The organism is Arcobacter roscoffensis, from assembly GCF_024267655.1.
GTDB classification, from domain to species: domain Bacteria; phylum Campylobacterota; class Campylobacteria; order Campylobacterales; family Arcobacteraceae; genus Arcobacter_B; species Arcobacter_B roscoffensis.
On sequence record NZ_CP100595.1, the window covers coordinates 1,756,403 to 1,772,563 of the forward strand.

Genomic DNA, 16,161 nt, shown 5'->3' on the forward strand with positions numbered 1-16,161 from the left:
AAAAATTGAACTTTATTATATCTTGAAAAGTTTAAACTACTCCATTATACAAATCTCTTTTTTTCTCATGTGAACTACTGTTTGAACTGCAACTAAAACTACAATACTAGTAGTAATCAAAGTAAAAATATAAGATAAATACTCATAAAAAACTACATTAGTTAGCTCATACATCAAAATTGTAGCTAAACTAATTGCTGCCATTGGAAAGGTAAATGCCCACCAAGAAATAAAAAACTTTATATTCATATAGTTTTTATACATCACAAAAACCAAAATAGTAAAAAATAGTCCTAAACTATAAAGTATATGAGCAAAGAAATCTAAACTAGCTGTTAATTTTATATAAGATATAAATCCTATTGCAGGAGGAGCTATAAGTATAAAAAGTGTTGGCATAAACTTTGCAGCAAATTGCTTATGAAAGATAATTCTATTTAATATAATTGAAAAAAGAATAATCCAAAAGAAAATACCAATTGAGTAATAAAAATATAGTATCGACTTATCAATAAATCCAACTCCTGCAATTGGAACTATTAAGTTTCCTACTATTGGTATAAACCATGCAGGGTTTGAATGTGCAATTTCAAGATTATTGTTTATCCAAAACTTGATTGTATAAAATGTAAAAAATATATGAACCAATGCCCCTACAAAAAATAAAATATTTGCAATATACATATCAATATGTCTAAAAAACATTGACAGAAGAAGTGTTGATATTGAAGAGGCTGCAAAAAAGTTTACTCTTATGGGATGAGATAATTCATGTTTTACTTCTTTTACATATAAAACTATTTTAAAAAAATATGTTAAAACTATAAGCAAAAAAAGTCCTGAAGTAAAAAGTCCAAGATAAAAACCTATTTCATAGGGAAAGTCAAAACTCACATTTAATTTTATAAAAACCATTGATAGCCCCATAAGTCCCATAACTGTAGCAAACATCATGATTGGGAAGAATTGAAGTCTATTTGAAGGAATTGCTTTAATTGATTCGCTATTTTGCATCTATTAAATCCTATTAAGAAAAATTTATTATAATTAGAAAAAAGTTAGGAAAATAAATGGCAAAGAGCAAAAAAGCAATCATAGACTTAAAAAAAATGAATCTATCTTTTGAAGAGAGAAATCATCATATTAAACTTTTAAGTTTCAAAACATCAACAATGACTATAGATGTAGAAGTATACGAAAAAGGTCAATTGTTAAAAAAAGATACAATTGTTTTTGCTCATCTACCAAAAAAGCTTAAAGCTAAACTAAATCCCCTATTCTAATCACAAATATAATTATAGCTTATTAATTTTAAATAAACTTTACCTATATATAAGTTTAGCTTATATCTATACTAAATAGTTTTCTATTTTTTTAAAGTTTGCCCTAAACATCGTATGTAAATAAGTCCCAAAAACATTCTCTTTTTTAAAGGCTGCGTCTTTTTCATATTCACCTTTTTTCTTATATAAAGTATATTCACCTTTTATATCACTTTTTACACTTGTATAATGAAAAGCATGTCCTGTAATACCTAAGTCATTATCATAGTATCCCATACGAACAAATCTTTTATTTAAAGTAAACTCTAAAGGTAACAAACCTAACATCTTTTTATCATCACAAGATTCACCTAAAACTATAAGACCAGCACACTCTCCATAAACTTTTTTTGTTTTTACATGCTCTTTTAGTGAAGCTTGGAAGTTTTTAGAGTTTTTATATTTATCATAAGCTTCTTTTGTTTCGATATAACCACCACAAATAAATACACTATTTGCATCACTTGGAATAATCTCATCATTTATACTACTTACTATACTTACTTTTGTAAAGTGCTCTTTTAAAAACTCTAAGTTGTCATGGTATAAAAATGAAAAGTTTTCATCGTAAACTACAGCTATATGTTTATCTTTTTTTTCTATTTTTTCAAAAGGATAGTTTATTTCTTGTTTTTTATATTCGCTAATCTCTTCAAGCTTTTGTAAGTCTATATTTTTAAGAACTTCTTTTGAAAGTTCTTCTATTTTTTCTTCATTACAATCTTTTAAATCTAAACCTAAATGAGTTGAACTCAATGACTCTAAATCTTTTTGAATAAATCCTAGACAAGCCACATCATCAAAATCTTTTTCAACTTGTTTTTTTATAAGCTCATAATGCCCTTGTGAAGAGACATGATTAAATACAACTGCATTTATAGTATTTTCTTTTTTATACTCTTTTAGCCCTTTTATAATAGCACTTAAAGTGATGTAAGAACCACTTGCATCTAAAATAAGAACCGTCGGAACATTTAAAAGCTTTGTAACATCATAAGCTGAAGAGTTTTTATCCATCCCATCATAAAAGCCCATAACACCTTCTAAAATAGAAAACTCTTTATTACTATATTGTGAAAACAACCATTGAACACCCTCTTGATTACAAATATTTGTATCAAGATTTATACTTGGTGTTTTTGAGATTTTTTCATGGAATTTTGGGTCTATAAAATCAGGTCCTATTTTAAAAGGTCTTACACTTTTTTTATAATGATAAAGTAAGGCTGTGGTAAGTATTGTTTTTCCTTGATTTGATGCAGTTGCACTAATACATAAAGCTTTGATAATCTATCCTTTTTATTATTTGTGAAATTTTACTATTTTTTCTTATTTACCTAACTTACAAAGAACCTTCAATTTGATATAATCCAAAAAAAGTTCAATAAGGAAATAAATGAAAATTGCCATTATTTCAGATATAAAATCAAATGTTTACGCACTAGAAGAAGTGATAAAAGATATAAAAGCAAAAGATATAGAAGTAGTTTTAAACCTAGGGGATATGTTTTACGGCCCACTAGAACCAAGAGCTACATATGAGCTAATAAGAGCAAATAAGTTTATAAATATCATGGGTGATGAAGATAGAAAAATACTTGAAGCTTCACTTGCACAACTTGAAGAAAATGATACCCTAAGATATGTTTATAATGATTTAGGAGAAGATGTTTTACACTGGATACAAGACTTAGCCTTTGAAAAAATCATAGGTGGGACTTATTATATGATTCATGGAACATATTTTGATGATACACAATATTTACTTGAAGATATAAAAGATGAACTGTTAGTTCCAAGACAAGATGAGCAAATCATAAAACTTACAGATGATATTGAAGCACCTTTTATTTTCTGTGGAAACTCTCACCTTCCAAACTACAAAAAATTAAATTCAGGACAAGTCACTATAAACCCAGGTTCAGTTGGACTGCAAGCCTTTAGTAAAAATGAACCAAAACATAAAATAGAAAACAACACGCCAAATGCTTCTTATATGATACTAAATATCGAAAATAATAAATTTTCAATGGATCATGTAAGAGTTGCTTATGATTATGAAAAAGCAGCCATTAAAGCTCAAGAAAATGGAAGAGATGACTGGGCTTATGCCCTTAGAACTGGTAAAGTAAAAGAAGCCTAATGAACTGGCTAGCTCATGTACTTTTATCAAAAAAAGATATAGATTTTCAAATAGGAAATTTTATAGCAGACCCATACAAAGCAAGACCTTGGGAAAATGCAAGTGATAATTTGAAAAATGGTATGCATACACATAAAATAATAGACTCCTATTCAGACAAACATGAAGCTTTTAAAAAAAGTAAAAAAAGACTAAAAGAAAAAGGCTTATTAAAAGGCATAATCATAGATTTTGTTTATGATTATTTGCTTACAAAAAACTGGGATAAATACTGCAATATAAAACTTAAAGATTTCAACCAAGAGTTTTATGAAAGAGCCTATATTCAAAAAGATAATTATCCTCTAAGAGCAAATCAAATAGTAGAAAATATGATAGCAAGAGATTTATTGAACTATAGCAGTTTTGCTCATTTAGAAAAAGCTTTTAAAAGACTTGACATGAGACTATCACCTAAACTTGCCCAAAGGGATAGTGCTATTTCATACTATGAAATTGTTTGTGAAAAGATAGATGAACTTGAAAAGGATTTTTTAGAGTTTTTTCCTGATTTAATAAAAAGAGTAAATGAAGAACTTAGAACTCTAGGAGAAGATAAACTAAATCATATAAAGATTTAGTTTCCTTCATTTGCTTTTTTATTTCTTTTTATAAGAAGATATACAAAAAATGGCGCTCCAATAAATGCTGTTACAACACCAATAGGAAGTGTAGAGGCTGTATTTAAATTTCTAGCTATTAAATCTGAAACAACTAAAAACACTCCTCCATAAAAAAATACAGGAAAGATTAGTTTGTCTGCACTTTGTTTATAAATAAGTTTGATTATATGAGGTACTACAAGTCCTATAAAACCAATAGGTCCCACAAAACTAATACAAATACCTACACATAAAGAAATGACTACAAGAAGTGTCAGATTTAGTTTATGTACATTAAGCCCTTTTAAAAATGCTGTATCATTAGAGATTAAAAGTAGTTTGATATTTGCTCTATTTACATAAATAGTAAAATACATAATCAAACTTGCAATAAGTACCCAAAAAGAGCTACTAAAACCAACTGTATCTAAACTTCCTAGAGTAAATCTCACAATTGAATAGTTTTGCTCTAAATCACTTAGATAAAAAACAAGCATTAAAGCTGATGAATAAAAATATGACAAGGCAATACCTATTAATAAAATAGAATTAGTAGATACAGCAATACTGTTATTGTTTATTCTTTTTGAGATGTAATATAAGATTATAATAGTTATTAAAGAGCCAAAAGATGATGAAACGGGAAGTATTATACTTGGAATAAATACTATTGAAATAGCGGTAAACAAAGTCGTACCACTTGCTATTCCTAAAGTATATGGTGTGATCAAAGCATTTTTAAAAATAATTTGAAAAATCAAACCACTCAAGGCTAAAACTCCACCTACTAATAGTGCTAAAAATACCCTTGAAACTCTTAACTCCCAAAATACTTTATACGTGATAGTTGAAGGATCAAATAGTTCATTTAGATTTAGTGTAATCTCTCCTAAAAATGGAGAAATCACTATAATAAAAAGTGATGATATAAATAATAGTTTTTTTATCATAAATTCACCACCAAATGTTTATCTAATTTTATAATTGAGTTATTATAAAACTTTTGAAGATTTTCATTTGAAAAAAACTCTTCATTAGAACCATAAAACTTTATTTGTCCATCTTTTAAGTATAAAACTTTAAATTTTAGAGCATATGCTAAGTCAAGATTATGAGTTATTACAATTTTCTGTTGTAAAAAATCAGATTTGAAAATATCATATACCTCTTTTAATCTCGTAATATCCAAGTTTGCAGTAAGTTCATCAAATATAGTAATCTTTGCATTATGCATAATCGCAGAACCAAGAAGTAAAAGCTGTTTTTCCCCAGAACTAAAAGCTTTACAAAATCTATTTTCTAATTTTTTTAAACTCAGTAATTCGATGATTTTATCTATCTGTGAGTTGTTGTCATTATTGTTGATTGCTGATAACTCTAAAAACTCTCTTAGAGTAATATACTCATCAAATATCTCAAGTTTTGGAGGAATATAGTTTATTAAAGATGCTCTTTTATCATCACTTATATCATTTATATTCACATCAAAAAGTTTAACTTCATCATTTTCAATTAGATTTGATAAAACTTTTGCAAGAGTTGATTTTCCTGCGCCATTTTGTCCTAAAATTATAAGATTTTCATTTTCATTTAGAGAAAATGAAATATCTTTTAAAATAGAACTATTATAGTTGTTTATTTCTAACATTTATTAATATCTTTTTAAAATCTTTTATAAAATAAATCACCCTATCACTAGGTATTCCTGCATAATCTTTTGCAATTAAATATATATTTTTATTTATACTTGCATTTACAGGAAGAGTTTTCCATGATTCTTCTAATCTTTTTTGTTCTTCCAAATTATCTTTAATTCTAGGGCTTAAAAGTATAATTATATCAGGATTCATATTTATAATCTTTTCTTTATTAACAACTGGTTGATTTGTACTAGTTGAGAAGTAAGCATTTCTGTTTCCTGAAGCCTTTATAACATCTTCAAAATATAAATTGTTTCCTGTAATATAAATCTGATTATTTAAATCTTTTCTAGGTCCGATAACTAATAATATTTTTTTATCATTGATTATATTGCTCAAATGTTTTATCTCATTGTCAATTTGAGATAAAAATTCATTTGCTTTTTCTTCTACTTTAAAATACTCACCTAAAGTTTTGATTGTATGCTTAATATCATCTAAAGTATTTGTTTTAAAAACCAAAGTTTTAACATCTAAAGCTTTTAAATCAGAAATAAGCTTTTGATTATAATCTTGTGCAATAACAACCGTTGGTTTAAAATTTAAGATTTTCTCTAATGACATAGTTGCATAACCACCTACTTTAGGTAAATCTTTTGATTCTTTTGGATAATTACTAAATAAAGTATTGGCAACTACATTTTTTCCTTGTCCTAAAGCAAAAACAATCTCATTTATTGAAGGAGTAAGAGTTATAATTCTCTCACTCCCAAATAAATTTATACATAAAAATAAAAGTATAAATGTGTATTTTTTCATGTTAGAACTTGTAATTTAAACCAACATAAAATGCTCTTGGTGAAGTAGCATAACCATTCGCTACTTGATAATATTTATTAAAGATATTATCAACCTTTAAATATGTTTTTAAATCATTTGAAATATCATAGTTTACAACAGAGTTCCAAACAGTATATCTTCCTGTTTGAATACCACCCTTATCTTTTTTATCATATCTAGTTCCTACATACTGACCATTTAAATTAATATGTGTTTTTTTAATACCATAATAATCTAATGATAAATTAACTAAATTTTTTGCTCTTCTTGCTAAATCTTTACCTTTTGCATCTTTTGCATCTAAATGAGTATAATTAATTCCTAAAAATAAATCTTCTAAAACATCTTTCTTATATGAAGCCTCATATCCTTCAATAGTTGATGTTCCCTTAATATTACTATATCCACTATCCCAACCAATTAAATCTTTAATTTTAGTCTTAAAATAAGTCACTTCAAAATTCTTATACCCTGCTGTTAAATCAAAAGCCTTTGAACTCTCAGGAACTAAATTTTCATTCCCATAAGATGGATGATAAAGCCTAGTTACAGTTGGTACATTATATGCTGTTCCATAGTTTGTACTAGCAAACAAATCATTAGTAAAGAAATGTTTCAAACCAATTTTCCCTGTTGTTTTATTTTCAAATTTATCAAAATTATCATATCTTAACGATTGTGTAAATATTGTTTGATTATTATTGAAACTATTGCTATTTGTTACAAAAAGTGCTTTATTATTGTAGTTTCTGTTAATATCATTTTCTTTTTTAAAATCTTTATAATTAGTCCCTACCATTAAAAAAGACTTTTCATTAAAGTAAGGAATAGTTGATTCGATACCATACTCAGTTAAACTACCATCATAATCACTTCTTGAACTACTAATATAACTCCAATCATATACTGTTCTATTTATATGTGCTTTTGTTTTAATATCATTATAAAAATTTTCATAATTAACTGATGATACTTTATAATTATATTCAGAATTATTTACTAAATTATCTGAAGATGGTGTATCTAAATCAACTTTACTATCAATAATTTTATGGGCAAAGCCAATTGAATTAGAATCATCAATATTGTATTTAGCTTTTAAACCATATTCTCTTGATTTAAATCCATCTTTTTCATAATTATCAATATCTGTATTATCTTGTGCATGTGCTGTATAACCATCAGTATCAATTGTATTTAAAAAAGTCTCAAGATAATAATCTTTTGTTCCATATGATAAAACTGTATTTGTTTTCTTTGTTTGGAAACTTCCGAACTCTACATTTATATTTCCGTTAAATCCATCTTCTGGCTTTTTTGTAATAATATTAATAACACCCGCAGTTGCATCAGCACCCCAAAGACCACTTTGAGCACCTTTTATCACTTCAATTTGTTCAATATTATTAATATTTAAATTAGCAAAATCTGCTCCACCAGTAAAATTACTTACATCGTTAAATCTTACCCCATCTATTAATACTAAAACTTTTTCACTATCTATACCTCTTACATAAACAGAAGTACTTTTACCTAAACCACCATTTGATATTAAGTTAATACCTGAAAGTGTACTTAAGGCCTCGCTTACGGTAGTAAAATGTCTCTCTTCAATTTCTTGGCTTGTAATAACTTCAACATTTGAAGTAACGTCTTTGATTGATTGTTCTGATTTTGTAGCACTTGTAACAGTGATAGTATCTAAAGTCTGATTTGCAGTTAAGTTTGTTGCTATTAGTAAGCTTGCAACTAAGCTTGTAGTTAATTTTTTATTCATTATTATTTTCCCTATTTTATTTCTATATGTGATTTGTTAAATTTATTTTGATTGGTTTTAATTGTTTACTTAATAGTAGTTTTGTGATTTTTGGTAAATCTTTACTTAGAATTGAGCTTACAGTACAGCAAACTGAATGCATTTTTCTATCAACTGTAGCAGCTAAGATACCAAAAAATGTGAAGTATTTTTTCGATTTACTAATCATGATATTCCTCCTTTATAAAATTTTGTAGTTTAAAAGTGCGGAATTATATAGAAATTTTGTTAAAAGATAGGAATTATATGCTTATATTTGTAAAAACTCCATTTGTATCTGTGTAGAATTGGTACCCTAAGTACATCATATAGAATCCAAAAAGTATTACTAAAATAGAAGCAACTTTTATAAATACATCTCTTAAATTAGATTGTTTAAAAAGTCCAATAAAAAATCCAAGAGAAAAAAGTGCAGGTAAAGTACTAAGACCAAAGATAAACATCACAAATGCTCCCCAAAAAGCACTAGCTGTTCCAGCAGCGATTATTGCAAATGCATATACAAAACCACATGGTAAAAGTCCATTTAACATTCCAAGTAAATAAAAACTTATCATAGAATCAGAACCTAGTAGTTTTTTAAATGTTTTTTGATACAAAGTTGATTTTGAACAAGTATGTTCTAATATAGTTAAAAATTTTATTTTCCCAAGTAATGATAGACCAACTAAAACCATCATAATACCTGTAAAAACTAATAAAATAGAGTTTGTTAGATTATTAAAAGTTACTACACTTCCTACAAAGCCCATAACAGCTCCAATTAAAGTATAAGTTGTAATTCTTCCAAATGAATAAAAAAGATGAGCAATAGCTTGAACTTTTTTTGACCATTCACTTCTGATTTTTGTACTTGAATATGCCATTACAATTCCACCACACATTCCAACACAATGACCAAATGAACCTAAAACAGCAATTGATACAATTGCTAATATACTAATTGTTTCCATATAATCTAACTCCAAGGTAGGTATTATATTCATTTAATAATAAATTTTTCTTTTAATTGCTAAAATTAGGGCAAAAAAAAAGCTTCACAAAGGGAGTTGTGAAGCTTTTGTATTATTCAAATTTATTTTAATGTTTAATAATAGGATACTAATTTAAATATGATTAGTAGTAGGAGGATTTAATATAAATACCCTATATGAAAAAATTTTAACAAATGAAGTGTTAATTATTTGTTAAATCAAGATACTTTTTGTCCTCTTTTCAATAAAATTCCTTATAAATTGTAGAAAAGTAACACTTTTGCTAAATTTTACTATGTAATTTTTAAGAATATAATCATATAATACATCAAATTTAAACAATTATTATAGGAATAAATATATGAGATTAATTATGTTTGATATGGATGGCACGCTAGTTGATAGCTCCAACGCTATCACTAATACAATAAATTATGTAAGAGGAAATCTAGGATTAGAGACTTTAGAAAAAAACTTTATTTTAGAAAAAGTAAATGACCCAGATATAAACTCTGCTGAATTTTTTTATGGAACAAAAGAGTTTACAGATGAACAAGTAGTACTTTTTGAAGAGTATTATAATGAACACTGTTTATTAGATTTAGAAGTTTATGATGGAATTACAAAGTTAATAGAAGATTTAAAAGATGATTTTACACTTGCAGTTGCTACAAATGCAAGTTCGGATTTTGCAAGAAAAATGCTTGATCATGTAGGAATAGAAAAACACTTCTCTAGTATTTTAGGATTTAATAATGTAAAAAACCCAAAACCACACCCTGAAATGGTTCATAAGATTTTAAATGAACACAATATTTTAAACAATAATGCTCAACTTATAGGTGACTCACATAAAGACATCATGGCAGCCACAAACGCAGGAGTTGATTCAGTACTTGTAAACTGGGGGTTTTCTAACCATGAGAAAGATGCAATTCATACAGTAGCAGAACTAGAACAAAAAATATTTGAAAAATTCAAATAATCACTATATTTAAAAGGTTTGATTTAGTAAATTTCAAACCTTTTTAAATTATTTTTTTTAAAACCACACAATTTCCATACTCTTTTTCCTCAAATTAGGATATACTTTTAATTATACATCAATTGTTATAGTAAATTATTTTTTATTATAAATAGAACAAATAAAGGCTTTATCATGAATAACTTAACTATTAGATTAAAATTAATCTTGTCTTTTGGCTTAGTTGCAATACTTTTAATAATCCTTTCTGGATATAGTATTTTTAGTATAAATAAAACCTCACAAGGTTTTACAGAATATAGAGAAATGGCAAGGGATGCTGTATTAGCAGGAAGAGTCCAAGCAAATATGCTTATGGTGAGGTTAAATGTAAAAGACTATTTAACACATCCAATACAAAAAGAAATTGATGAATTTGAACATTATTACAAAAAAGCTAGTGATTATATTGACACAGCTAAAAAAGAGATTCAAAAACCATCAAGGGCTCCTTTGGTAAATCAGCTTTATGAAGATGCAAAACAATACAATATACATTTTCATGAAGTAATAGAATTTATGAATCAAAGAAATGACATTGTAAACAATAATCTTGATGTAAATGGTAAAAAGATAGAACAGTTATTAACAGCTGTTATGAAAAGTGCAAGGGAAGACGATGATGCTGAAGCCTCACTTGAAACAGCTATTGGTATTAGAAGTTTACTTCTAGCAAGACTATATACAGCTAAATTTTTAAAATCAAACTCTCAAGAAGATGCAAATAGAGTAAAAAAAGAGTTTAATGAACTTCAAGTTCAATTAACTAAAATTAGAAATAGTCTTCAAAATCCTAAAAGAAGAGCTCAATTAAAAGAAGCTATATCTTTAATTAATGTTTACCAAGCAGGTGTTACAAAAGTAAAACAGATAATTACAGATAGAAATAAAATCATTGATGAGGGATTAAACAAAATAGGTCCTAATATTGCTAAAGTTTCTGAAGATATAAAATTATCTATAAAAAAAGATCAAGACACTATTGGTCCTGAGGTTAAACAATTAAATGAAAGTATCAGTAATGTCATAACTATTATTTCAGCAATTATTATTATTTTAGTTATTGCTTTAGGTATTATAATTCCTAGAAATATTTCTAATCTAATAGATACTTTCCAAGAAGGGCTAGTTAATTTCTTTAGATATTTAAACAAAGAAACAAAAGAAGCTCAATTAATTGGTATAAAATCAAATGATGAAATAGGTGCTATGTCAAAAGTTGTTGACGAAAATATAATTAAATCAAAAAAATTAATTGAACAAGATACAAAACTAATTAATGATGTAAAAAGAGTTGTATCTTTAGTAAAAGATGGAAAATTAAAACAGCAAGTTAATGTAAAAACTGATAATGAAAGTTTAGAAGAGTTAAAAACTATCATCAATGAGATGCTTGAAGTTATGGCTGAAAATGTAAGTGAGGATTTAAATAAGATTCAAGAAGCTTTAAGTAGTTATCAAAATCTAGATTTCACATATAGAATAGAAAATCAATCTGGAAAAACAGCAAAAGGTTTAAACTCTTTAGCAGATATTATAAATGAAATGTTAGTTGAAAACAAATCAAATGGTTTAACATTACAAAAAAGTTCAGATACTTTAGTTGAAAATGTAGATGTATTAAACAACAACTCAAATGCAGCAGCAGCTTCACTAGAAGAAACAGCAGCAGCGATTGAAGAGATTACTGGAAATGTAAGAAGTAATACGAACAACATAAGACAAATGGCAAATTTTGCTACGGAAGTTAATAATTCAGCTGTTGAGGGTGAAAAACTAGCTACCTCAACAAATACAGCAATGGATGAAATAAATGCCCAAGTAGCAGAAATAAATGATGCTATTGGTATTATTGATCAAATTGCCTTCCAAACAAATATTCTTTCATTAAATGCAGCAGTAGAAGCAGCAACGGCTGGTGAAGCAGGAAAAGGTTTTGCAGTAGTTGCACAAGAAGTTAGAAACTTAGCAAATAGAAGTGCAGAGGCTGCAAATCAAATCAAGTCTTTAGTTGAAACAGCAAATGAAAAAGCTAATCAAGGTAAAAAAATAGCTGACTCAATGATAGAAGGATACTCTTCGTTAAATGAAAATATCACAAAAACAAGTGAGTTAATCAACAATGTAGAAGCAGCCTCAAAAGAACAATTAACAGGAATTGAGCAAATCAATGATGCTGTAAATTCCCTAGATAAACAAACTCAAGAAAACGTAACAATTGCAAACCAAACACATACAGTAGCTCAACAAACTGCTTCTATTGCAGTAACAGTTGTAGAAGATGCGGACAAAAAAGAGTTTTTAAACAAAAATACAGTTCAAGCAAAAGAAGTATAAAAAAGAGTAGAAACCCTACTCTTTTTTAGATGCAGCTGCTTTATGATGAGAATGTCCACCTTTTGAAGCTCCATAAGTTTGAAAAACATATCACGTATAAAATTTTAAACACATATAAAATATAATCAAAGCACTTGCAAAAGGAAATGCTAAAACTTTTAATGATGTTTTAGTATCTATAAGCTTTAATCTTCCAATCATAATAATAAATGCCCAAATATATGCTATATGATTAAATGCCATAAACACCATTACCCATTTATCTTTTCTACTAGCAAGAGGTTTTATATACTCTACATCTAAAGCAAAAGCTTGAATAAATCCATTTACAATATTTGAAGCATATGCAAAAAAGAAGAACTCACAAATATGTGCTAATCCTCCAATTATAAATAAAGGAGCAAATGCATATCCTAAAGTGTAAAAAGTTTTTTCATATGAAACTTTCATAATTCTTGATGCAATATACATACCAACTACAGTTATACCAATTGACATAGCTAAAGCATATAATAAAGTAAAAAATGATTCTACATTAATTGTCCCAAAGTTTATAATACCTTGAAAATAAACAGCTGTTTTATGCCATATGAATTCATCAGCAATTGCAGTTCTACCAAGTGCATGATGCATAGTCATAGCAATAGATAAAATAGCAGTAATAACTATAAATGCCCAAACCTCAACTTTATTTATTTTAAATTTTCCAAATAAGTTTGACGATGGTTTTACAAGCTTAAAAGCTACGTTATCACATGCACTACTACAATCCATACATAAAGTACAATCTTCCATAGAATTCTTTTTAGAAAAAGTAAATGGCTTTAAGTTATAACTACAAGCTTTTGCACAATCAAAAGTTTTACATGTTGCACATCCATCCGTGTAAGTTTCAAGTTTTGTAAACCCATTTTTTCCATATGCTTTTGTAAGTGTTCCAATAGGACAAATGTTTTTACAATAAGCCATATTATCATATACAAAATACATAATTATCGCAATTACTGTTAAAATAGTAAACATTGCAGCAATAGCAAAAGGTGTTCTAAGTAAATTTGGCCACATATAAAATACAAACCACCAGCCAAACACTAAAATAGATAAACCAATAAAAGGATTTGCCATAAACTTTGGCATTTTCTTTTTAAGTCCAAATTTAGTGATGTATTTACCTATAAATCCATGGGGACAAATACCACAAAAAACCCTACCTAAAGTAGCTAGAGATACAACCATAAAAAATGGCCAAAAAAGATTTAAAAATACACCTGTGGTAAACTTATTTTCCTCTTTTGTAGGATATAAAAAACCATACAATATGGCATAAACAAAAACAAATAAAACTAATAGTTTTAAAACAAAAATAAACTTTTGGTTTTTAAATATAAAGCCAAGTATAGGTATAGAGAAGATATCACTTCTCTGCCTTTTAATAATCTCTTTCATACTATGACCTTAAAAAGTATATACTAAACCAGTATAATAAAATCTCTCACCTGGATCATTTGGTGTACCTCTTAATGTCATGTTATATGGCATTTGCTTATCTTGAATATTATCTACACCTATATAAAAAGTTGTATTCTTACTATATCTATAATCAAGCTTTAAATCAGCAGAAGTGTAATCACTATTTTCATTTACTCTATTTTCATTTGCTCCATAGTAGTTATTAAATCTTTGTACATTTAAATAAGCTGTATATTTATCATACTCATAAGATACATTCATTTTATATGTTACTTTAGCACTTCCTGTTAATCTCTCTCCTGTTGATTCATCTTTAGTATTTAGATGTTCAACTGAAGTATTTACTGAAAAGCCATTGTTAAACTTATATGCAAGTGATAACTCCGTACCATCAATCTTTGCTTTATCAATATTTTTATATGTATAGTATGAAGTAGTACCAGCTACACTACTTATATAGGAATTTATAAGATTATCTAGCTTTGTTCTATGATGAACAACTTCAAAATCAAAATTGTTTTTATTATAGGCAAATGCAAATTCATAAGTTTTTGACTCTTCTGGCTTTAAGTCGGGATTACCTGAAATGTCTGAGATTCTTCCTGGTCTTCCTCTTGTAAAGTGGCTATACATATTTGTAAAACTTGGAGCTTTAAATGCTTCTCCATAACTTGTTCTTAATGTTACATCTGAAAACTTATACATTAAAGAAGCTTTAGGATTAATTGTACTTCCAAAATCACTAAAGTTATCATATCTAATTCCTAGATTACTAGTTAGTGAATCTGTAATATTATATTCATTTTGTAATAAAGCAAATACATTATCTCTTGTAGCACTTTGTGTGTACATAGATACTTCAATATCATCATGCTTATATCCAAGTCCTGCAATATTTACCATATTATCATTTGTAAAATGTCTAAAGTAATTATTAAATTCTAATTGCTTATAATCTGTAGTTTCTTTACCTGAACCTCTATCTACTTTTGTGTCACTATATCCATAAGAAATACTTGAATCTATTATATAATCATCATTTATATAATTTAAATTTGAACTTACTTGATATCTGTTCTCTTTTTCATAAGTTTTATATGTTGTAGTTCTAATACCATCATCATCTTGTCTTGAGTATTCAAGCTTATTATTTAATATAGTATTATCATTAATATCAATAGTATGTCCATAGTTGATAAACTGTCTTGACTCATTTCTTAAATCAGTATCACTTTGTGATTTATCTAGTCTATAACTATCTTTCTCTCTTAACTCTATAGAATAATTATGTGAAATACTATCATAAGTTTTAGTACCACTTATTTTTGTGATTAAAGTATCTCTTTCATGATTTTGTGCAGTTCCTGCTAAAATTGAAAGTTTCGTATAGTCTTTTAATGGTTTTTTCTTAGTAATTATATTAACAACCCCAGCGATTGCATCTGCACCATATAAAGTAGACATAGGACCTCTTACAATTTCAACTCTTTGCACATCTTCAAGTTGAACAGAAGATAAATCAAAAGAACCGTACTTACCAGTTCTTCTTAAACCATCTACTAAAATAAGAGTATGGTCTTCACTAAAGCCTCTTATTTTAAGCCATGAAGTACTTCCTCCATCATTTACTGTTAAACCAACAGCTTGTCCTAATAGTTGTGGTAAACTTCTTGAATTACTTTTCTCTATAGTTTTTTTATCTATTACTTGAATTGATGCTTGTACATCATCTACCTTTTTTTGGCTACCAAGTGATGTAGTAGAAACTACAATACTATCTAATGTAATATCTTGTGCATTTGCATTAACTGTAAGAATTAAGCTTACTGCAAAAAGTGAGTGTTTGATTTTCATATTATCCCCTAAATAAAGTCAAAGGGGATAATAGAATGCTTGTGTTAAAAAAAAATTAATTTTCTGTTAAGTTTTTGTTAAGTTTGTAAAAAAGACATTT

The 16,161-nt window shown here is 27.2% G+C and carries 15 protein-coding genes; 5 read left to right on the forward strand and 10 right to left on the reverse strand.

All coding sequences use genetic code 11. The features are described 5' to 3' along the window. Positions 1–36: 36 nt before the first annotated feature. Positions 37–1,014, reverse strand: a complete 978-nt coding sequence (locus NJU99_RS08170) for an SLAC1 anion channel family protein (protein WP_254575428.1) — start codon at positions 1,012–1,014, stop codon at positions 37–39. A gap of 56 nt (positions 1,015–1,070) precedes the next feature. Between NJU99_RS08170 and NJU99_RS08175 the strand changes: the two genes are divergently transcribed. Beyond that, positions 1,071–1,283 carry a malate dehydrogenase gene (locus NJU99_RS08175; RefSeq protein WP_254575429.1) on the forward strand — a complete coding sequence of 71 codons (213 nt, stop codon included), beginning with the start codon at positions 1,071–1,073 and terminating at the stop codon, positions 1,281–1,283. Positions 1,284–1,349: 66 nt separating this feature from the next. On the opposite strand, the gene NJU99_RS08180 is transcribed toward NJU99_RS08175, so the two are convergent. Continuing rightward, positions 1,350–2,612, reverse strand: coding sequence for a cobyrinic acid a,c-diamide synthase CobB (locus NJU99_RS08180; RefSeq protein WP_346731821.1), 1,263 nt, complete (start codon positions 2,610–2,612; stop codon positions 1,350–1,352). A gap of 106 nt (positions 2,613–2,718) precedes the next feature. Here NJU99_RS08180 and NJU99_RS08185 point away from each other — a divergent pair, with 106 nt between their 5' ends. Both NJU99_RS08185 and NJU99_RS08190 read left to right on the forward strand, forming a co-directional pair. Continuing rightward, positions 2,719–3,465, forward strand: a complete 747-nt coding sequence (locus tag NJU99_RS08185) for a metallophosphoesterase family protein (protein ID WP_254575430.1) — start codon at positions 2,719–2,721, stop codon at positions 3,463–3,465. Then, positions 3,465–4,085, forward strand: a complete 621-nt coding sequence (locus NJU99_RS08190; RefSeq protein ID WP_254575431.1) for an acyl carrier protein phosphodiesterase — start codon at positions 3,465–3,467, stop codon at positions 4,083–4,085. The genes NJU99_RS08185 and NJU99_RS08190 overlap by 1 nt, the downstream gene beginning before the upstream one ends. Here NJU99_RS08190 and NJU99_RS08195 read toward each other — a convergent pair. From NJU99_RS08195 to NJU99_RS08220, 6 genes are all read right to left on the reverse strand, one after another. After that, the gene (locus NJU99_RS08195) at positions 4,082–5,056 is read right to left on the reverse strand and encodes a FecCD family ABC transporter permease (RefSeq protein ID WP_346731805.1); all 975 of its coding nucleotides are present in this window, start codon (positions 5,054–5,056) and stop codon (positions 4,082–4,084) included. The genes NJU99_RS08190 and NJU99_RS08195 overlap by 4 nt on opposite strands. After that, positions 5,053–5,754 carry an ATP-binding cassette domain-containing protein gene (locus NJU99_RS08200; protein WP_254575432.1) on the reverse strand — a complete coding sequence of 234 codons (702 nt, stop codon included), beginning with the start codon at positions 5,752–5,754 and terminating at the stop codon, positions 5,053–5,055. The genes NJU99_RS08195 and NJU99_RS08200 overlap by 4 nt, the downstream gene beginning before the upstream one ends. Continuing rightward, entirely contained in the window at positions 5,732–6,565 is an 834-nt protein-coding gene (locus NJU99_RS08205; RefSeq protein WP_254575433.1) for an ABC transporter substrate-binding protein, read from the reverse strand. Before NJU99_RS08205 ends, NJU99_RS08200 begins: the two co-directional genes overlap by 23 nt. Before the next feature lies 1 nt (position 6,566). Continuing rightward, complete coding sequence (locus NJU99_RS08210; protein WP_254575434.1) at positions 6,567–8,363, reverse strand: TonB-dependent receptor domain-containing protein; 1,797 nt, start codon at positions 8,361–8,363, stop codon at positions 6,567–6,569. A gap of 22 nt (positions 8,364–8,385) precedes the next feature. Continuing rightward, positions 8,386–8,571: a hypothetical protein gene (locus NJU99_RS08215; protein WP_254575435.1), complete on the reverse strand. Its 186-nt coding sequence runs from the start codon at positions 8,569–8,571 to the stop codon at positions 8,386–8,388. A gap of 73 nt (positions 8,572–8,644) precedes the next feature. Further along, positions 8,645–9,355 carry a sulfite exporter TauE/SafE family protein gene (locus NJU99_RS08220; protein WP_254575436.1) on the reverse strand — a complete coding sequence of 237 codons (711 nt, stop codon included), beginning with the start codon at positions 9,353–9,355 and terminating at the stop codon, positions 8,645–8,647. A gap of 382 nt (positions 9,356–9,737) precedes the next feature. Here NJU99_RS08220 and NJU99_RS08225 point away from each other — a divergent pair, with 382 nt between their 5' ends. Both NJU99_RS08225 and NJU99_RS08230 read left to right on the forward strand, forming a co-directional pair. Next, a complete protein-coding gene (locus NJU99_RS08225) occupies positions 9,738–10,361 on the forward strand; it encodes an HAD family hydrolase (protein ID WP_254575437.1) in 624 nt (207 codons plus the stop codon). Between the two features lie 174 nt (positions 10,362–10,535). Next, on the forward strand, positions 10,536–12,737 hold the full coding sequence (locus tag NJU99_RS08230; protein ID WP_254575438.1) for a HAMP domain-containing methyl-accepting chemotaxis protein: 2,202 nt from the start codon (positions 10,536–10,538) through the stop codon (positions 12,735–12,737). A gap of 90 nt (positions 12,738–12,827) precedes the next feature. On the opposite strand, the gene NJU99_RS08235 is transcribed toward NJU99_RS08230, so the two are convergent. Both NJU99_RS08235 and NJU99_RS08240 read right to left on the reverse strand, forming a co-directional pair. Then, entirely contained in the window at positions 12,828–14,183 is a 1,356-nt protein-coding gene (locus NJU99_RS08235; RefSeq protein WP_254575439.1) for a 4Fe-4S binding protein, read from the reverse strand. Between the two features lie 9 nt (positions 14,184–14,192). Continuing rightward, a complete protein-coding gene (locus NJU99_RS08240; protein ID WP_254575440.1) occupies positions 14,193–16,061 on the reverse strand; it encodes a TonB-dependent receptor plug domain-containing protein in 1,869 nt (622 codons plus the stop codon). Positions 16,062–16,161: the final 100 nt, after the last annotated feature.